17 protein-coding genes and 1 pseudogene are annotated in these 18,043 nt (G+C 65.8%); all 18 read right to left on the bottom strand.

Annotated features, from left to right (window positions below):
* Positions 1-55 precede the first annotated feature (55 nt).
* Complete coding sequence (locus ACAD63_RS05525) at positions 56-778, bottom strand: phosphoribosylanthranilate isomerase (protein ID WP_135705582.1); 723 nt, start codon at positions 776-778, stop codon at positions 56-58.
* A complete protein-coding gene (truA, locus tag ACAD63_RS05520) occupies positions 765-1,583 on the bottom strand; it encodes a tRNA pseudouridine(38-40) synthase TruA (protein WP_133095493.1) in 819 nt (272 codons plus the stop codon). Before truA ends, ACAD63_RS05525 begins: the two co-directional genes overlap by 14 nt.
* A 128-nt stretch (positions 1,584-1,711) precedes the next feature.
* The gene (locus ACAD63_RS05515) at positions 1,712-4,558 is read right to left on the bottom strand and encodes a FimV/HubP family polar landmark protein (protein ID WP_434033530.1); all 2,847 of its coding nucleotides are present in this window, start codon (positions 4,556-4,558) and stop codon (positions 1,712-1,714) included.
* A 278-nt stretch (positions 4,559-4,836) separates the two neighbouring features.
* Complete coding sequence (gene asd, locus ACAD63_RS05510) at positions 4,837-5,973, bottom strand: aspartate-semialdehyde dehydrogenase (protein WP_133098515.1); 1,137 nt, start codon at positions 5,971-5,973, stop codon at positions 4,837-4,839.
* Between the two features lie 90 nt (positions 5,974-6,063).
* Entirely contained in the window at positions 6,064-6,195 is a 132-nt protein-coding gene (locus tag ACAD63_RS05505; RefSeq protein ID WP_434033529.1) for a hypothetical protein, read from the bottom strand.
* Positions 6,196-6,294: 99 nt separating this feature from the next.
* Positions 6,295-7,362 (bottom strand): 3-isopropylmalate dehydrogenase, encoded by a 1,068-nt coding sequence (gene leuB, locus ACAD63_RS05500; protein ID WP_133098516.1) that lies wholly within the window; start codon positions 7,360-7,362, stop codon positions 6,295-6,297.
* A 22-nt stretch (positions 7,363-7,384) separates the two neighbouring features.
* Positions 7,385-8,035 carry a 3-isopropylmalate dehydratase small subunit gene (gene leuD, locus ACAD63_RS05495; RefSeq protein ID WP_133098517.1) on the bottom strand — a complete coding sequence of 217 codons (651 nt, stop codon included), beginning with the start codon at positions 8,033-8,035 and terminating at the stop codon, positions 7,385-7,387.
* Positions 8,036-8,045: 10 nt separating this feature from the next.
* A complete protein-coding gene (locus ACAD63_RS05490; protein WP_116322288.1) occupies positions 8,046-8,177 on the bottom strand; it encodes an entericidin A/B family lipoprotein in 132 nt (43 codons plus the stop codon).
* 14 nt (positions 8,178-8,191) lie between these two features.
* Positions 8,192-9,601, bottom strand: coding sequence for a 3-isopropylmalate dehydratase large subunit (leuC, locus tag ACAD63_RS05485; RefSeq protein WP_133098518.1), 1,410 nt, complete (start codon positions 9,599-9,601; stop codon positions 8,192-8,194).
* A 347-nt stretch (positions 9,602-9,948) separates the two neighbouring features.
* On the bottom strand, positions 9,949-10,650 hold the full coding sequence (locus ACAD63_RS05480; RefSeq protein ID WP_133098519.1) for an ABC transporter ATP-binding protein: 702 nt from the start codon (positions 10,648-10,650) through the stop codon (positions 9,949-9,951).
* Positions 10,650-11,429: a high-affinity branched-chain amino acid ABC transporter ATP-binding protein LivG gene (gene livG, locus ACAD63_RS05475; RefSeq protein WP_133098520.1), complete on the bottom strand. Its 780-nt coding sequence runs from the start codon at positions 11,427-11,429 to the stop codon at positions 10,650-10,652. The genes ACAD63_RS05480 and livG overlap by 1 nt, the downstream gene beginning before the upstream one ends.
* A gap of 8 nt (positions 11,430-11,437) precedes the next feature.
* Positions 11,438-12,721, bottom strand: coding sequence for a high-affinity branched-chain amino acid ABC transporter permease LivM (locus ACAD63_RS05470; protein WP_431189884.1), 1,284 nt, complete (start codon positions 12,719-12,721; stop codon positions 11,438-11,440).
* Between the two features lie 14 nt (positions 12,722-12,735).
* Positions 12,736-13,662: a high-affinity branched-chain amino acid ABC transporter permease LivH gene (gene livH, locus ACAD63_RS05465; RefSeq protein WP_133098521.1), complete on the bottom strand. Its 927-nt coding sequence runs from the start codon at positions 13,660-13,662 to the stop codon at positions 12,736-12,738.
* 85 nt (positions 13,663-13,747) lie between these two features.
* Entirely contained in the window at positions 13,748-14,863 is a 1,116-nt protein-coding gene (locus ACAD63_RS05460) for a branched-chain amino acid ABC transporter substrate-binding protein (RefSeq protein ID WP_133098522.1), read from the bottom strand.
* 539 nt (positions 14,864-15,402) lie between these two features.
* Positions 15,403-16,704: a citrate synthase gene (gene gltA, locus ACAD63_RS05455; RefSeq protein WP_133098523.1), complete on the bottom strand. Its 1,302-nt coding sequence runs from the start codon at positions 16,702-16,704 to the stop codon at positions 15,403-15,405.
* Between the two features lie 43 nt (positions 16,705-16,747).
* Positions 16,748-17,035, bottom strand: a complete 288-nt coding sequence (locus ACAD63_RS05450; protein WP_116322295.1) for a succinate dehydrogenase assembly factor 2 — start codon at positions 17,033-17,035, stop codon at positions 16,748-16,750.
* A gap of 78 nt (positions 17,036-17,113) precedes the next feature.
* Positions 17,114-17,892 (bottom strand): annotated as a pseudogene (locus ACAD63_RS05445) (succinate dehydrogenase iron-sulfur subunit).
* Between the two features lie 34 nt (positions 17,893-17,926).
* The coding region (locus ACAD63_RS05440) for a hypothetical protein (RefSeq protein WP_434033965.1) at positions 17,927-18,043 on the bottom strand (117 nt) is incomplete at its 5' end.

The raw sequence follows: 18,043 nt of genomic DNA, 5'->3' as shown, positions 1-18,043 counted from the left end.
GTTCTGGTCATAGCGGCGGGCGCGGTATGGGGAAGGGATCGGGCTTCGACCCGGCTCATCCTGCGCTGGCGCTGCGGACAGCGCGCACGAATTCGGCAATGCGGGCGTGGTCTTTCACGCCCTTGGCGGCCTCTACCCCGCTGCTGACGTCCACAGCGTAGGGCCGCACGCGTTCAATCGCGCCAGCGACGTTTTGCGCGTTCAACCCACCACTCAAAACGATGCGAGGAGCGCCGCTTGCGTTCGGGTTGCCGGTTGCCGGGACCGGAGGATTGGGCGGAAGCCATGCCGGAGGAATCAGGGTCCAGTCGAAGACGTGGCCGCCACCGCCGTAGCCTTCGACGAAGGCATCGAGCAGCAAGGCAGCGGCATCACGGTATTGGTCGGCAAATTCTACCAAATCGAGCCCCGGACGGACACGGGCGGCGCGCAGGAACGGCAGCCGGCAGCGCTGGGCGGCCTGGGTGCAGAACTGCGGGGTTTCGTCGCCGTGCAGCTGCAGCAGCGTCAGCGGCACGCGCTCGGCCACGTGGGCGATGTCTTCCAGTTCGGCGTTGACGAACAGTCCCGTCACCGCGACGAACGGCCCGGCGGCCTCGGCCAGCGCCGCGGCTTGCGCCACGTCGACGTAGCGGGGGCTCTTCGGGTAGAACACCAGCCCGATCGCGTCCGCGCCGGCGTCGACGGCGGCGCGCACGTCGTCTTCGCGGGTCAGGCCGCAGATCTTGATGCGGGTGCGCTGCGGCAGGTGCGCCGCACTGCCCTCAGGCTGCGTCATCGAACACTCCATGGAACAGGCTCGCGGACGGGTCGGCCGCGGGGATCGGGTAAGCATCAGGATACTTGACCCCGACCAGGTAGAGGCCATCCGGCATGAACGTGGGCGCCGCCAGCTTGCGGTCGCGCCCGGCGAGCACCTGCGCGAGCCACTGCGGCGGGTAGCGGCGCCGGCCCACCGCCACCAGGCAGCCCATCAGGTTGCGCACCATATGGTGCAGGAAGGCGCTGGCGCGAAAGCGCAGGAACACCCAGTTGCCGTCGTCGCGGATGGTGACGTCGTACATGGTCTTGACCGGCGACTTGGCCTGGCATTCGGCGGCGCGGAACGCGGAAAAGTCGTGTTCGCCGATCAGGTGCGCCGCGGCTTCGCGCATGGCGTCCACGTCGAGGCGTTGTCCGGGCGGCAGCATCTGGTAGCCGGCGCGGCCATGAACCATTGGCACCCGGTGCGGACCGGTGTAGAGCGCGTAGTAGTACATGCGCTCATAGGCCAGGAAGCGGGCATGGAAGCCTTCGTCGACCGGCAGCGCCCACTGCAGCGCGATCGACCGCGGCAGGAAGGCATTGACGCCACGCACCCAGGAGAAGGGCTCGCGTTCCAGCCCGGTATCCAGGTGGATCACCTGCCCCAGCGCGTGCACGCCGGCATCGGTGCGCCCCGCCACGGTGGTCAGCAGGCGCACGCCGGCAAAGCGCTCGATGGCGTCTTCGAGGTGATCCTGCACGGTATTGCGGTGCGGCTGCGACTGCCACCCGGAAAAGGCGGCGCCGTCGTAGTGCAGGCCAAGTGCGATGCGGTTCATGTCAGGGGAAAAAGCATGGCGGCGAGCAGGCGATGCGCGCCGGAAAAGCAAATGCGCCGGAAGGGACGCTTCCGGCGCATCGCTTCAGGCCGCGGCAGCGCGTGCCGCGGCGGACCGTCAATGATAGCTCAGGCCACTTCCAGCAGCAGCGAACGGGCCTCGGCCTGCAGCGGGTCCTGCGACTGCTCGACCACTTCCTGCAGCAGCTCGCGGGCCCCTTCCTTGTCGCCGATCTCGATATAGGCGCGTGCCAGGTCGAGCTTGATCTGCATGTCGCGCCCGCCGTCGAAGCCATCGGTCGACAGCGTGCTGGGCGAAACGCCGCGGGCCGTGTCGGGATTGGTTTCGTCCGGTACACGCGACAGGTCGATCGGCGCAGCCAGCTTGCCGTCGCGCAGCAGGGTGGTCGCTGGCAGCGGCGCGAAAGCCTCGTCCGCCGCGACCGGCGCATCACTGTTGGCCGACGGCCCACTGCCCAGGTCCAGCGAAAGGGCCGACATGTCGAACTCCAGCGGCCGCGAGCGCGTCGGCGTGTCCAGGCGCGGCACGTCGTGCGCGTGCTCGTCCGCCAGCGGGTCGCTGGCACGGGCCGGGAAGTCCAGGTCCAGTCCGCCGTCCAGGCGCACCGCCGGCTCGGTCGGGTCCGAATCCGCACCGAACATCATTGCCGCCGACGCCGGCGCCACGATCGGGTCGCCCGCCGCGGGCGCCGGGAAGGCGTCCAGCGGCAACGCCAGGTCGCCCAGCGAGGGCTCCAGGCGCGGGATCGAAGCCGGATCCTGCGACGGGTCCTGTGTGCGCCACTGGTCCGTCGCCGGCGAGGCCGTATCCTGACCCGCGGCCTCCGGCGTCACCGCCAGGTACATCGCGTTGCCCGGCTCGAGCGCGCGCCCCATTTCCGCTGCCTTCAGCCATTCCGCACCGTGCCCGCCGGTCTGGGCGAACATTTCTTCTGCTATCACGCGGAAACCTTCCACATCCTGTCTGTTGCTGTAAATCTCCAGGAGCTTGAGCCGCACCGACTGCTGCTCCGGGCTTTTCTCCAGGGCTTCGCGCAGGATTTCCTCCGCCTGCACATCGCGCCCGTAGGCGATATAGACCTCGGCCTCGGCGATCGGGTCGACCTCGTTGGCTTCCGGCGTGTTGTTGCCGATGCGGAAGTCGGCACCGAACACGCTGTGCTGCGAGGTATCGACACTCTGGCCGCCGGCGGCACCGAACAGCGAATTGGTGCCGGCCATCACCGTGCTTTCCTGCGACAGGATGCTGTCGCCGAAGCCGGTCGCCTCGCCTTCCTTCTGCTGGCGGCGGCGGCGATAGATCGCGTAGACGCCGAGCAGCGCCACCACCAGGCCGCCGCCGGGCAGCAGCAGCGGGTTGGCCAGCAGGCCGTCAAGGAACGACGGCTCCTGCACCGGTGCGGGCGGGGCCACCACGGGCGGCGCCGGCTTGGCTGCCGGGGCCGATGCCGGCGCGGCAGCCGCTGCTGCGGCCTGCGGCGCCGAAGCCCCGGCGGCTGCCACCGCCGGCGCTGCGGCAGCAGCGGCACTGGCGGCGGCATCCGGCACGGCGGCGGCAGTGGCTGCTGCCGCTGCCGCTGCCGGTTCAGCGGCATCGGCCTTTGGCGCCTGGGCAGCCACCACGTTCGGTGCGGCTGCTTCCGGCTTGGCCACCGCGGCCGCCTTTTCCTTCTCCTTTTCCTTGTCAGCCAGCGCAGCCTGGTTGGTCTGGCTCAGCTTGGCGATCTCGGCGTTCTTCAGCTCGAGCAGCTTCTGCATGTCGCCGATATTCTTTTCCAGCTGCGCCAGGCGCGCCTCGGCTTCCTTGACCTGGCGCTCGCGCGCGACGTTGGCTTCGGCCTTGGCGGCAGCATCGGCCTGCGCGCCCCGCTCGCCCTTGCTCAGCTTCAGCTCGTCGCGTGGGCCATCGGTCGGGGCGGCCTGTTCCTGCACGCGCGCCGTCACGTTGCCGGACTGCTGGCGGCCGCTGTCGGGTACGACCGACTTGGCCGCGGCGGCACTCGCCAGGCGGCTGCGATAGGCGTCGAAGCCCTGCGTGCGCGCCACCACCTCGCGGCGCGCCTCCTTCGGCGTGACGGACTGCGCCTGTTGCTGGGTCGGCACCTGCAGCACCGCGCCGCTGCGCAGCCGGTTCATGTTGCCGCCGATAAAGGCGTTGGGATTGTTGCGGTAGAGCGCGACCAGCATCTGGTCCAGCGACACCGATTCGGCGCCCTGTACGGCTTCGCCGGCAATCCCGTACAGCGTATCGCCGCGCTTGACGGTATAGCCACTGCCCGGCGCCGTGTCGGCGCTGGCGGCGGGCGCGGACGGCGCGCGCCTGGCCTGCCGTGCGGGACGCACCGGCGCTGCCGGACGGGCGGATTCTGCGGCGGGCGCGGCCCCCTGTGCGGCTCCCGGTGCGGCCGCCTGCGGCGCCGCCGCAGCCGCGGGCTGTTGCGCGGTGGCGGGCGAAGCGTCGGGCGTTGCAGCCTGCACCACCGTCGAAGGCGAATAGCTCTCGTTGGAAGGCTTGACCCCGGCGGGATCAAGCAGGAATGTGTAGGCGCGCGAAACCTTGCCGCTGGCCCAGCTCATGTCGACCAGGATATCGACGAACGGCTCGCTGATCGGCTGCGTCGAACGGACCTTGGCGACATAGCTGCCGTTCGGGCGGCGCTCGATCTCCAGCCGCAGCGTGCTGACCGCGGGCTGGTAGATCAGCCCGGCCGCGGCGTACGCCCCAGGCGACGCCAGCTTGACGTTCAGCGCGGCGGCCTCATCGGGTGTGACCCCGCTGATGTCGATCTCAGCCTGCAGCGGCTGCCCCAGATTCGACTGAACCCGCAATTGCCCGAACCCCGCGGCATATGCGGCCGGCTGCGCAAGCAGCAGACCCAGTGCCGTGACGGCCAGCGTTGACCAGCGCTGACGGGCAGTAGGCGCATCTTTCCGGCGATGTTGGCTCACACTCACCTTATGCTCCGTTATGTTTTAGTAGCGATATACATCGACAAACCGACCCCATAGACAGGTCCGTCAAGCTGGCGGGGCATTCTGATTGCACCCCTTGACCAACAGGCGCCGACCCCTGCGGGCCGGGGCGCATGCCGCCGTATTGTGACGCATCGCCCGGGAAAATAGGCGTCTGGATACAACAACGCCGCGCGTGGGCGCGGCGTTGTCGGCAAAGCGGTCTTTTCTGTTGCCTCGCTGCAACGGACGCAACCAGGCACGCAGCTATCAGCCACCCATCAGGATTCGATCAGGATACGCAGCATGCGGCGCAGCGGCTCGGCCGCGCCCCACAGCAGCTGGTCGCCGACCGTGAAGGCCGACAGGTACTCGCCGCCCATCTGCATCTTGCGCAGGCGGCCGACCGGGATCGTCAGCGTGCCGGTCACGGCCGCCGGGGTCAGGTCGGTCATGCTGGCTTCACGCGTGTTTGGCACCACCTTGGCCCACTGGTTGTGGGCCGCCAGCATGCCTTCGATCTCGTCCAGCGGCACGTCGCGGCGCAGCTTGATGGTCAGCGCCTGCGAGTGGCAGCGCATCGCGCCGATGCGGACGCACAGGCCGTCGACGGCGATCGGCGTGGCGCCGGTCGCACCCAGGAAGCCCTCGCCACGGCCCAGGATCTTGTTGGTCTCGGCGCCGCCCTTCCATTCTTCCTTGGACTGGCCGTTGCCCAGGTCCTTGTCGATCCAGGGGATCAGGTTGCCGGCCAGCGGCACGCCGAACTGCTTGGTTTCCTCGGCGGACAGGCCATGCTGGGTCGCCAGGATCTGGCGGTCGATTTCCAGGATGGCCGACGCCGGGTCATCCAGCAGCGGCTTGACCGACGCGTTCAGCGTGCCGAACTGCGTCAGCAACTCGCGCATGTGCTGGGCGCCGCCGCCCGAAGCGGCCTGGTAGGTCATCGAGGTCATCCATTCGACCATGTCGGCCTGGAACAGGCCGCCCAGGCCAATCAGCATGCAGCTGACCGTGCAGTTGCCGCCGATGAAATTCTTGACGCCCTTGGACAGCGCGTCCTTGATCACACCCTGGTTGACCGGATCCAGCACGATGATGGCATCGTCCTTCATGCGCAGCGACGAGGCCGCGTCGATCCAGTAGCCCTTCCAGCCAGCCGCGCGCAGCTTGGGGAAGACCTCGTTGGTGTAGTCGCCGCCCTGGGCGGTCAGCACCACGTCGCACTTCTTCAGTGCCTCGATGTCGTTGGCATCCTTGAGCGTGGTTTCGTTCTTGGCCATGGCGGGCGCCTTGCCGCCGGCGTTGGACGTGCTGAAGAAGACGGGCTCGATGTGGTCGAAATCACGCTCTTCCTGCATGCGCTGCATCAGGACGCTGCCGACCATACCCCGCCAACCGACGAGACCTACAATCATGATTTACCTCGGATGTGATTTTTACTTCCCCGCCATTTTCCTCGCCCGGCGTGGCTGCGCGGGGAAGACGGGCAGGCACGACGAACGGATCTAGGCGATCGCGGTTTTAATAATGGTTTTAATCGTCGTTGCGGTCTGGCCGAGCGAAATCGTGCCGACCGGGCCGCGGGTGGCGGTCAGGGCGACAGCAGCAGTCAGGGTGGACTGGGAAAATCGGGCCATTCGCAGAGTCTACACGATTTTGCGGCGCCGCCGCAGCGTGCAAATTAGGGACAAATAAAACAAAGGGCACCGCGCCGGCGGTGCCCTTTTGCGTGTGACTTACAGTGCGGCCAGAACGGCCTCTCCCATCTCGCGGGTGCCGACCTGCTTGCAGCCCGGCGTCAGGATGTCGCCGGTGCGATAGCCCTGAGCCAGCACCTTCTTGACGGCGTTCTCGATGCGGTCGGCCTGCTCGGCGCGGTTCAGCGAGTACCGCAGCATCATCGCCGCCGACAGGATGGTGGCCAGCGGATTGGCCACGCCCTTGCCGGCGATGTCCGGCGCCGAGCCGTGCGAAGGCTCATACAGGCCTTTGTTGTTCGCATCCAGCGACGCCGACGGCAGCATGCCGATCGAGCCGGTCAGCATGGCGGCCTCGTCCGACAGGATGTCGCCGAACATGTTGCCGGTGACGATCACGTCGAAGCTCTTGGGCGCCTTGACCAGCTGCATGGCCGCGTTGTCGACATACATGTGCGACAGCTCGACTTCCGGATATTCCTTGCTGACATCGATCACGATGTCCTTCCAGAACTGGAAGGTCTCGAGCACGTTGGCCTTGTCGACGCTGCACAGCTTCTTGCCGCGCTTGGCTGCGGCCTGGAACGCCACATGCGCGATGCGGCGGATTTCCGGCTCGCTGTAGCGCATGGTGTCGAAGGCTTCGCGCGCGCCCTTGAACAGGCCGTCCGGCGCTTCGCGCAGGCCGCGCGGCTGGCCGAAGTAGATGTCGCCGTTCAGCTCACGGACGATCAGGATGTCCAGGCCGGCCACCAGCTCGGGCTTCAGGCTCGAGGCACCGGTCAGTTCCGGGTAGCAGATCGCCGGACGGAAGTTGGCGAACAGCTGCAGGTGCTTGCGCAGGCCCAGGATGGCCTGCTCGGGGCGCAGCGGGCGCTCCAGGCTGTCGTACTTCCAGTCGCCGACGGCGCCGAACAGGATGGCGTCGGCCTCCTTGGCCAGCTTCAGCGTGTTCTCCGGCAGCGGATGGCCTTCGGCCTCGTAGCCGGCGCCGCCCACGGGCGCGGTTTCGAGTTCGAACTTCTCGTCGAGCGCGTTCAGGACCTTGACGGCCTCTGCAACGATTTCGGGACCGATGCCGTCACCCGGCAGGACTGCGATCTTCATTGTTGTCTTCCTCGGTTGAGTCTTATCCGACCAGGCGGTTGTTCAGCCACGGCATTTTCGCCACGCGCTCGGCCTCGTAGGCCTTGATCTTGTCGGCATGGCGCAGGGTCAGGCCGATATCGTCGAAGCCATTCAGCATGCAGTACTTGCGGAACGGGGCGATGTCGAATTCATAGCCCTGGCCCGACGGTGTGATCACGGCCTGCTTGTCCAGGTCGATGGTCAGCTGGTAGCCGTTGAACGCGTTGGTCTCGTTGAACAGGTGGTCGACCTGCTGCTCGCTCAACACCACCGGCAGCAAGCCGTTCTTGTAGCAGTTGTTGAAGAAGATATCGGCAAAGCTGGGCGCGATCACGGCGCGGAAGCCGTATTGCGTCAGCGCCCACGGCGCGTGCTCGCGCGAACTGCCGCAGCCGAAGTTGCGGCGCGCCAGCAGGATCGATGCGCCCTGGTAGCGCTGCTGGTTCAGCACGAAATCCGGGTTCAGCGGACGCTTGCTGTTGTCCATGCCGGGCTCGCCGACATCCTTGTAGCGCCACTCGTCGAACAGGTTGGGACCAAAGCCGGTGCGCTTGATCGACTTCAGGAACTGCTTCGGGATGATGGCGTCGGTGTCGACGTTCTCGCGGTCGAGCGGAGCCACGAGGCCGCTGTGTACAGTGAACTTGTCCATGTCTCTTTCCTTACTTCTTGGCCGCGCGCTCGAGCGAGCTGCCGGCGGCCTGCGTGTCCTTGCCCAGGCCGGCCATGGTGTTGCAGCCAGCCAGCTGCAGCATGCCCAGGCATGCCAGCCATGCGATCAGGGTCCTTTTCATCTGCCGCGCTCCGCTCAGCCCAGCTTGCGGATGTCGACGAAATGGCCTTCGATGGCGGCAGCCGCTGCCATCGCCGGGCTCACCAGGTGGGTACGGCCACCGGCGCCCTGACGGCCTTCGAAGTTGCGGTTCGAGGTCGACGCGCAGCGCTCGCCCGGATCAAGGCGGTCGGCGTTCATGGCCAGGCACATCGAGCAGCCCGGCTCGCGCCATTCAAAGCCGGCGGCCTTGAAGATCTTGTCCAGGCCTTCGCGCTCGGCCTGTTCCTTGACCAGGCCCGAACCCGGCACCACCAGCGCCAGCTTGACGTTGGATGCGATCTTGCGGCCCAGCTTCTGCACCACCCACGCGGCGGCGCGCATGTCTTCGATACGGCTGTTGGTGCACGAGCCGATGAAGACCTTGTCGATACTGATGCTCTCCACCGGCACGTTGGGCTGCAGGCCCATGTATTCCAGCGCGCGCTCCATGGCGTTGCGCTTGGTCGAGTCCTTTTCCTTCTCGGGATCCGGCACGCGGTCTTCGATGCTGATGACCATTTCCGGCGAGGTGCCCCAGGTCACCTGCGGGCGGATCTCTTCGGCACGCAGCTCGACCACCTGGTCGAATTTGGCGCCCGCATCCGAATGCAGCGTGCGCCAGTAGGCCACGGCCTGCTCCCACTCCACACCCTGCGGCGCGTACGGGCGGCCCTTGACGTATTCCAGCGTGACGTCGTCCACCGCCACCAGGCCGGCGCGCGCGCCCGCTTCGATGGCCATGTTGCAGACCGTCATGCGGCCTTCCATGGTCAGGTCGCGGATGGCCGAGCCGGCAAACTCGATGGTGTAGCCGGTGCCGCCGGCGGTACCGATCTTGCCGATGATGGCGAGCACGATGTCCTTGGCGGTGCAGCCGCGCGGCAGCTTGCCTTCCACCCTGACCAGCATGTTCTTTGCCTTCTTGCCCAGCAGCGTCTGCGTGGCCAGCACGTGCTCGACTTCAGAGGTGCCGATGCCGTGCGCCAGCGCGCCGAAGGCGCCGTGCGTGCTGGTATGCGAGTCGCCGCACACCACCGTCATGCCCGGCAGCGTCGCGCCCTGCTCCGGCCCGATCACGTGCACGATGCCCTGGCGGTGGTCGGTCATCTTGAACTGGGTGATGCCGAAGCTGTCGCAGTTGGCATCCAGCGTATCGACCTGCAGCTTCGACACCGGGTCGGCGATCCCCTGGCTGCGGTCGGTGGTCGGCACGTTATGGTCCGAGACGGCCAGGTTCGCGCTGATGCGCCATACCGGACGCTCCGCCATCTTCAGGCCTTCGAACGCCTGCGGGCTGGTCACTTCATGCAGCAGGTGGCGGTCGATGTAGAGCAGCGTGGTGCCGTCTTCCTCGACGTGGACGGTGTGGTCATCCCAGAGTTTGTCGTAGAGCGTCTTGGCCATGATGCGATGGCGGACCGAATGACCGCTCCCTTGCAGGAGAGGCCGCGGTGACCGCGCAGTAGTTTGCAGGGGTTTTTGTTCGCTTCGGTCGCGGTGGCGAACACGGGCGTCGATAGCGTGATTGCGATGATCGCGCCGGAAGCCGCCTGAAGCGAGCGTTATTTCAAGCGTTGCTGCAATGCTTGACTTGGCAATCGATTATGCCACAGGGGATATGGGGATCAGCGCCCTGCCCGGCCGGGACGGCGCCTGGAATGTAATGTGATTGGCGAAAGGGGGCTTTCGCCGATCACGAAAACGAATCGGTAAAGAGCCGTCGCCCCGTTGCAGGGCGACGGCCGCCGGCATCAGCCGCCCAGGTAGGCAGCCTTGATCCGGTCATTGGCCAGCAGGTTAGCACCGGTATCGGCCAGCACCACCTTGCCGGTCTCCAGCACATAGCCCCGGTCCGCGACCTGCAGCGCCTTGTTGGCGTTCTGCTCGACCAGGAACACGGTGACGCCCTCGTCACGAATGGTCCGGATGATGTCGAAGATCTGCGCGATGATCAGCGGCGCGAGGCCGAGCGTGGGCTCGTCCAGCAGCAGCAGCCGGGGCCGGCTCATCAGCGCGCGGCCGATCGCCAGCATCTGCTGCTCGCCGCCCGACATGGTGCCGGCACGCTGGCTGGCGCGCTGGTTCAGCCGCGGGAACAGCTTGAACACGTGCTCGATGCCGGCCTCGATCTCGTCGCGCCTGGCAAAGAAGCCGCCCATCTTCAGGTTTTCCAGCACGGTCAGGCTCGGGAACACGCGCCGGCCCTCGGGCGAGATCGCGAGCCCCAACCGCATGATCTCGTGCGTCGAGCGGTTGGTGATGTCCTCGCCCTCGAACAGCACGCGCCCTCTGGACGCACGCGGCGTGCCGCACACGGTCATCATCAGCGTCGTCTTGCCGGCACCGTTGCTGCCGATCAGGGTGACGATCTCCCCCTTGTTGACTTCGATCGATACGCCCGACAGCGCCTCGACGGCGCCGTAGTGGGTATGGACCTGTTCCAGCTTCAGCATCAGTCCTCTCCCAGGTAGGCCTTGATCACGCGCGGGTCATTGCGCACTTCGTCGGGCTTGCCGATCACGATAGGCTTGCCGTGCTCCATCACCAGGATGCGGTCGGACACGCCCATCACCAGGCTCATGTCGTGCTCGATCAGCAGCACGGCAATGCCGAATTCGCGGCGCAGTTGGTCGATCAGCTGCTGCAGCTCGACCTTCTCCTGCGGGTTCAGGCCTGCGGCGGGCTCGTCCAGCATCAGCAGGCGCGGCTTGGTGATCATGCAGCGTGCGATCTCCAGCCGGCGCTGGTGGCCGTACGACAGCGTGCCGGCCTCGCGGTTGGCCACCTTGGTCAGGCCCATCCGCTCCAGCCAGACCGCGGCGCGTTCCAGCGCCTCGCGCTCGGCACGGCGATAGGCCGGGGTGGCAAACAGGCCGCGCAGGATGCCGGACTGCACCTGCAGGTGTTGCGCCACCAGCAGGTTTTCCACCACCGTCAGCGACTTGAACAGGCGGATGTTCTGGAAGGTCCGCACCAGGCCCTGGCGCGCCACCTTGTGGCTGGGCAGGCCGGCGATGTCGTGGCCATCCAGCGTGACCTCGCCCGCGGTCGGCTTGTAGAAGCCGCCGACGCAGTTGAACACCGTGGTCTTGCCGGCGCCGTTGGGGCCGATGATGGCGAAGACCTCATCCTTGCGGACATCGAAATCGATGCCGTCCACGGCGAGCAGGCCGCCGAAGCGCATCTGCAGGCCGGATACTTTCAACAATTCGGCTTGTTGCAAACTAGTCATCGGCGCGTTCATCGGGGAAGCTCCACGTGCGGACGGCTCGCGGGCAGCAGGCCCTGCGGACGCCACATCATCATCAGCACCATCACCAGGCCGAAGATCAGCATGCGATATTCGGCAAAGCCGCGCGCCACTTCAGGCAGCACCGTCAACAGGATCGCCGCCAGGATCACGCCCAGCTGCGAACCCATGCCGCCCAGCACCACCACGGCAAGGATCAGCGCCGACTCGATGAAGGTGAACGATTCCGGATTGACCAGCCCCTGGCGCGCCGCGAAGAACGCGCCGCCGATGCCGGCGAACGATGCGCCCAGCGTGAACGCCGACAGCTTGATGCGGGTCGGGTTCAGGCCCAGCGAGCGGCACGCGATCTCGTCGTCGCGCAGCGCTTCCCAGGCACGGCCCATCGGCATGCGGATCAGGCGGCTGGTGACGAACAGCGTGAAGCCCACCAGCAGCAGCGCCAGCAGGTACAGGAAGATCACCATGTGCTGGCCGCTGTAGTCCAGGCCGATCAGGTCATGGAAGGTCTTCGTGCCCTCCACGCTGGCGCTGCGCGCCATTTCGATGCCGAATACGGACGGCTTGGGAATGCCCGAGACACCATCCGGGCCGCCGGTCAGGCTGGTCAGGTTGTTGGCCAGCAGGCGGATGATCTCGCCGAAGCCCAGCGTCACGATGGCGAGGTAGTCGCCGCGCAGCCGCAGCACCGGGAAGCCGAGCAGGAAGCCGAAGGTTGCCGACATCGCCGCGGCGATCGGCAGGCATTCCCAGAAGCCTAGCCCGAAGTGCTGGTTCAGCAGCGCATAGGTATAGCCGCCGATCGCATAGAAGCCGACGTAGCCCAGGTCGAGCAGGCCGGCATAGCCCACCACGATATTCAGGCCCAGCCCCAGGATCACGTAGATCAGCGCCAGCGTGGCCACGTCGACCGCGCCGCGCGAGCCGAAGAATGGCCACACCAGCCCGACCGCCAGCAGCACCCATATCGCCACGCGCTGCTGGCGCGCGCCGAGCTGCGGCACCGACGGCAGGCGCACGGCACTGCCGGCACGCGACAGCAACGGCTTGAACAGCTGGAACAGGAACACTGCCGCCACGGCAATCCATACCGGACGCCAGTGCGGCTCGAGCACCACCTTGTAGCCTTCCAGCCTGAGCTGCAGGCCCAGGATGGGAATGGTCAGGATTGCCGTCATCACGGCCGCCGTGATCGCGTTCTTGAGCGACTGGCCCGGCGTGGCGCCGCCGCGCGCTACCTGCCCGGCGGACATTGCGAAAGTTTGGTTAGTCATTGTCTCGCCCTCCCTCACACCTTCTCGACATCAGGCTTGCCCAGCAGCCCGGTCGGACGGAACAGCAGCACCAGCACCAGCAGGCTGAATGCGACCACGTCCTTGTATTCCGCCGGCATGTAGCCCGAGGCGAAGGTTTCCGCCAGGCCCAGCAGCACGCCGCCGAGCATTGCGCCCGGGATGCTGCCGATGCCGCCCAGCACCGCCGCGGTAAAGGCCTTGATGCCGGCGATAAAGCCGATAAAGGGATTGAGCTTGCCGATGCTCAGCCCGATCAGCACGCCGCCGACGGCGGCCAGCATCGCGCCCAGCACGAAGGTGAACGAGATTACCTTGTTGGTGTCGATGCCGAGCAGATTGGCCATGCGCATGTCTTCGGCGCAGGCGCGGCAGGCACGGCCCATGCGCGAGCGGCCGATGAACAGCGTCAGCGCGATCATCATCACCAGCGTTACGCCGACGATCAGCAGGCGCGAATACGGCACGGTCACGGTGAAATCGCCGCCCATCTGGAACTCGATGGCGCCCGAGATCAGCACCGGCACGGACACGTCGCGCGCGCCCTGCCCGATCTGGACATAGTTCTGCAGGAAGATCGACATGCCGATGGCGGAGATCAGCGGCACCAGCCGCGGACCGCCGCGCAGGGGCCGGTATGCCACCCGCTCGACCGCAAAGCCGTAGACGCCGGTGACCAGCACCGAGACCAGCAGGGCGGCGCCCAGCACCAGCGGCAGGGGGTAGCCTGCCTGGGCGCCGATCGCGGTGAGCGTGACCAGGCCGACGTAGGCACCGATCATGTAAATCTCGCCGTGCGCGAAATTGATCATGCCGATGATGCCGTAGACCATTGTGTAGCCGATGGCGATCAGCGCATAGATCGCACCCAGCGTCAGGCCGTTGACCAGCTGCTGGGTGAACTGTGGAAGGAATTCATTCATAGGGGAAGCCTCAGGAACTTGAAGCCCGATACCAGAACGCCCCGCCCGGAGGCCGGGCGGGGCGTGTGCGGGAAGGAGCGCCTGCTTAGTTTGCGGCGGTCTTGCTGGCGTCCTTGTGCCAGGTGTAGACCACGAACTTGAAGGACTTCAGGTCGCCCTTGTCGTCGTACTCGACCTTGCCGATCGGGGTGGTGAAGGCGTTCTTGTGCATGTACGCCGCGACCTTGGCCGGATCGGTGCTCTTGGCGCCGGCGATGGCGTCGCCGATGATCTTGACGGCGGCGTAGGACGGCATCTGGAACGGACCGTTGGCGTCACGCTTCTTGTCGGCGAATGCCTTCACCAGGCCCGCGTTGGCCGGGTCGGCCGAGAAGTCGGCCGGCAGCGTCACCAGCATGCCTTCCGACGACGGGCCGGCGATCGCGGTCACGTCCTTGTTGCCCACGCCCTCGGGGCCCATGAAGGTGGCCTTCACGCCCTGCTCGCGCGCCTGGCGCAGCAGCAGGCCCATTTCCGGGTGGTAGCCGCCGAAGTAGACGAAGTCCACGCCCTGCGACTTCAGCTTGGTGATGACGGCGGAGTAGTCCGAATCGCCGGCGTTGATGCCCTCGAACACGGCGACCGGGATCTTGGCCGCTTCCAGGTCCTTCTTCACCGAGCTGGCGATGCCCTGGCCATACGACTGCTTGTCGTGCAGCACGGCGACCTTCTTCGGCTTGACCTTGCCGATGATGTACTGGGCGGCGGCCGGGCCCTGCTGGTCGTCGCGGCCGATGGTGCGGAAGATGAACTTGCGCTTCCTGGTCTCGGTCAGCTGCGGCGCGGTGGCCGACGGCGTGACCATCACGATGCCTTCGTTCTCGTAGATGTCCGAGGCCGGGATGGTCGAGCCCGAGCACACGTGGCCGATCACGTACTTGATGTTCTGGCTGACGACCTTGTTAGCCACCGCGACGGCCTGCTTCGGTTCGCAGGCGTCGTCCATCATCACCACTTCCAACTTGTTGCCGCCGGCGCCGCCGGCTGCGTTGATCTGTTCGACGGCGGTCAGCGCACCGGCCTTGACCATGTCACCGTACTGCGCCACCGAGCCGCTCATCGGGCCGGCAATGGCGATCTTCACGGTTTCGGCGTTGGCGGCGGCGCCAAAGGTGGCCAGCATGGCAGCCAGCGAAATGGTGGTAAGACGGGACAGCGTCATCAGGAGCTCCTCGATTTATGTTTGGGTCATCCGGGCAGAAGCGGAATGACCTGCGCAATCGAACAACACCCGCGGACTACAGAGATCGGAACGGCAGAAAAGCGGCCCGAGACGCGGAAGACGGGCCTGCGGAAAAGCTCAAGAGATGCGGGGCCCGGCATGTGTCAGTCCCGCTGTGGTGTGGGACCAAGGTTCGGAAAGACAACGTTTGATGCGTTCTCTATTGCGCAAGCGATTCGCCTGCCCCGCTTGCCGCACCGCATGCCGGAGGGATGGCCCGGCTGCCGTCGGCAAAGCAGCCCGCATTATAGGGTCAAATTTCCTGCGCTACGCGACAATCGCACAATAAATGCGGAACCACATTGGGAAAACGCGACACAATTTTCCACGAATTGCCCTCCGGACCATTCGAGGTGCGATTTCCTGCCCTTTCCCGCGCTGCACCGCACAACGCGAGCCGCCCCAGAAAAGACAAACGCCCCGGCGGGCCGGGGCGTTTGCAATTGCTGCACTGCGCAGCGAATCGGATGAGCTTGCGCTCAGCGCTTGGACACGTCCGGCACGTCGCGGGTGGCGGCGCCGACAAACAGCTGGCGCGGACGGCCGATCTTGTATTCCGGATCGGTGATCATCTCTTCCCACTGCGAGATCCAGCCCGGGGTGCGGGCCAGCGCGAAGATGCAGGTGAACAGCGAGGTCGGGATGCCCAGCGCGCGCTGGACGATGCCCGAGTAGAAGTCGACGTTCGGGTACAGCTTGCGGCTGACGAAGTACTCGTCTTCCAGCGCGATCTTTTCCAGCTCCATGGCCAGCTTGAACAGCGGGTCGTTGTGCAGGCCCAGCTCGTTCAGCACCTCATGGCAGGTTTCGCGCATCAGCTTGGCGCGCGGATCGTAGTTCTTGTACACGCGGTGGCCAAAGCCCATCAGGCGCACGCCCGAGTTCTTGTCCTTGACCTGCTTGATGAACTCGGGGATGTTGTCGACGCTGCCGATCTCTTCCAGCATCTTCAGCGCGGCTTCGTTGGCGCCGCCGTGGGCCGGGCCCCACAGGCAGGCCACGCCCGCGGCGATAGCTGCAAACGGGTTGGTGCCCGACGAGCCGGCCAGGCGCACGGTCGAGGTCGACGCGTTCTGCTCGTGGTCGGCGTGCAGGATGAAGATGCGGTCCAGCGCGCGCTCCAGCACCGGGTTCACGGTGTACGGGGCGCACGGCGTGGCGAACAGCATGCGCAGGAAGTTGCCCGAGTAGGACAGGTCGTTCTGCGGATAGATGTACGGCTGGCCGATGTTGTACTTGTACGCCATGGCGACCATGGTCGGCATCTTGGCGATCAGGCGGATGGCCGAGATCTCGCGCTGGTGCGGATCATCGATGTCCATCGCGTCGTGGTAGAACGCGCTCATGGCACCCACCAGGCCGGTCAGGACTGCCATCGGGTGGGCATCGCGGCGGAAACCGCGCATGAAGAACTGCAGCTGCTCGTGGACCATCGTGTGGTTCATCACGTGGCCGACGAATTCTTCCTTCTGCTTGGCGTTGGGCAGTTCACCCTTGAGCAGCAGGTAGCTGGTCTCGAGGTGGTCGCACTTCTGCGCCAGCTGCTCGATCGGGTAGCCGCGATACAGCAGCTCGCCCTTGTCACCGTCGATATAGGTGATCTTGGAATTACACGAAGCCGTCGACATGAAACCGGGGTCGTAGGTGAACTTACCGGTTTGTCCGTACAGCTTGCGAATGTCGATCACGTCCGGGCCAACGGTGCCCGTATAAATCGGCAGCTCAACGCTGGGGGAACCATCGGAGAACGATAGCGTGGCTTTCACATCGGACGGCGTCATGTCGGATCCTTCAAATGCTGTGAATAATAATGTTGACCAAAACTCAGACCGAACGCAGCAGGTTCACTACGCGCTGCATCGGGGGCGTGTCGAGCTCACCGTCCAGTTCCTTGCGGGCAAGGAGCAGGTCCATCAACTCGTTGTCGCTGAGCTCGAACAGCTGGCTCAGCGCAGCCACATCCTCGTCGGACAGGCTCTCCTCGTAACGGTTGAAAAAACGTTCGACGATGATGTCGTTCTCCAGGAGGCCGCGGCGGGCGCGCCAGCGCAACCGTGCGCGCTTGTGCGGATCGGCCTGATGGGAGAAGGTGGTGGCAGGACTCTCGGTCATGGCTTCCTACTTTCGGTGCGCCCGCCAGATATAGCCGCTCTGGCTGACGCACCGCTTACTACTTAGACAGCCGCAGGATCACACCGCGCGGCGAACCATCAGTTCCTTGATCTTGCCGATGGCCTTGGTCGGGTTCAGACCCTTCGGGCACACGTCGACGCAGTTCATGATGCTGTGGCAGCGGAACAGGCGGTACGGGTCGTTCAGGTTGTCCAGGCGCTCATTGGTGGCCTGGTCGCGGCTGTCCGCGATGAAGCGGTAAGCCTGCAGCAGGCCGGCCGGGCCGACGAACTTGTCCGGGTTCCACCAGAACGACGGGCACGACGTCGAGCAGCTGGCGCACAGGATGCACTCGTACAGGCCATCCAGCTCGTCGCGCTCTTCCGGCGACTGCAGGCGCTCTTTCTCGGGCTGGCGCACAGGATGCACTCGTACAGGCCATCCAGCTCGTCGCGCTCTTCCGGCGACTGCAGGCGCTCTTTCTCGGGCGGCGGCTCGTCGTTGATCAGGAACGGCTTGATCGAGTTGTACTGCTTGAAGAACTGCGTCATGTCGACGATCAGGTCGCGCACCACCGGCAGCCCGGGCAGCGGACGCAGCACGATGCGGTCCGGCAGCTCGCGCATGTTGGTCAGGCAGGCCAGGCCGTTCTTGCCGTTGATGTTCATCGCGTCCGAGCCGCACACGCCTTCGCGGCACGAACGGCGGAACGAGATGGTCTCGTCCAGCTTCTTGAGCTTGACCAGCGCGTCCAGCAGCATGCGCTCGTGGCCGTCGAGCTCGACCTCGTAGGTCTGCATGCGCGGCGCCGCATCCTTGTCCGGATCGTAGCGGTAGACTTCGAAAATACGCTTCATTTCTGTGGGTCCTGTTTTCTCTACGATGCGGTGCTCAGAAGGTACGGGCCTTCGGCGGCACGCTTTCCACCGTCAGCGGTTCCATCTTCACCGGCTTGTAGTCGAGGCGGTTGCCTTCGCTGTAGAACAGCGTGTGCTTGAGCCAGTTCTG

Source organism: Cupriavidus sp. a3 (genome assembly GCF_051015765.1).
Taxonomy (GTDB): Bacteria; Pseudomonadota; Gammaproteobacteria; order Burkholderiales; family Burkholderiaceae; genus Cupriavidus; species Cupriavidus oxalaticus_A.
The sequence above is the reverse complement of the archived record's forward strand: the minus strand, read 5'-3'. Positions and strand labels throughout refer to the sequence as shown.

Excerpts from the sequence above, each read along its gene's own strand:
- leuC (WP_133098518.1), bottom strand. The coding sequence starts at position 9,601 with ATGGCCAAGACGCTCTACGACAAACTCTGGGATGACCACACCGTCCAC.
- truA (WP_133095493.1), bottom strand. The coding sequence starts at position 1,583 with ATGAACCGCATCGCACTTGGCCTGCACTACGACGGCGCCGCCTTTTCC.
- ACAD63_RS05470 (WP_431189884.1), bottom strand. The coding sequence starts at position 12,721 with ATGACTAACCAAACTTTCGCAATGTCCGCCGGGCAGGTAGCGCGCGGC.
- ACAD63_RS05525 (WP_135705582.1), bottom strand. The coding sequence starts at position 778 with ATGACGCAGCCTGAGGGCAGTGCGGCGCACCTGCCGCAGCGCACCCGC.
- livG (WP_133098520.1), bottom strand. The coding sequence starts at position 11,429 with ATGACTAGTTTGCAACAAGCCGAATTGTTGAAAGTATCCGGCCTGCAG.
- asd (WP_133098515.1), bottom strand. The coding sequence starts at position 5,973 with ATGATTGTAGGTCTCGTCGGTTGGCGGGGTATGGTCGGCAGCGTCCTG.
- ACAD63_RS05505 (WP_434033529.1), bottom strand. The coding sequence starts at position 6,195 with ATGGCCCGATTTTCCCAGTCCACCCTGACTGCTGCTGTCGCCCTGACC.
- leuB (WP_133098516.1), bottom strand. The coding sequence starts at position 7,362 with ATGAAGATCGCAGTCCTGCCGGGTGACGGCATCGGTCCCGAAATCGTT.
- ACAD63_RS05480 (WP_133098519.1), bottom strand. The coding sequence starts at position 10,650 with ATGCTGAAGCTGGAACAGGTCCATACCCACTACGGCGCCGTCGAGGCG.
- ACAD63_RS05450 (WP_116322295.1), bottom strand. The coding sequence starts at position 17,035 with ATGACCGAGAGTCCTGCCACCACCTTCTCCCATCAGGCCGATCCGCAC.
- ACAD63_RS05460 (WP_133098522.1), bottom strand. The coding sequence starts at position 14,863 with ATGACGCTGTCCCGTCTTACCACCATTTCGCTGGCTGCCATGCTGGCC.
- ACAD63_RS05490 (WP_116322288.1), bottom strand. The coding sequence starts at position 8,177 with ATGAAAAGGACCCTGATCGCATGGCTGGCATGCCTGGGCATGCTGCAG.
- leuD (WP_133098517.1), bottom strand. The coding sequence starts at position 8,035 with ATGGACAAGTTCACTGTACACAGCGGCCTCGTGGCTCCGCTCGACCGC.
- livH (WP_133098521.1), bottom strand. The coding sequence starts at position 13,662 with ATGAATGAATTCCTTCCACAGTTCACCCAGCAGCTGGTCAACGGCCTG.
- gltA (WP_133098523.1), bottom strand. The coding sequence starts at position 16,704 with ATGACGCCGTCCGATGTGAAAGCCACGCTATCGTTCTCCGATGGTTCC.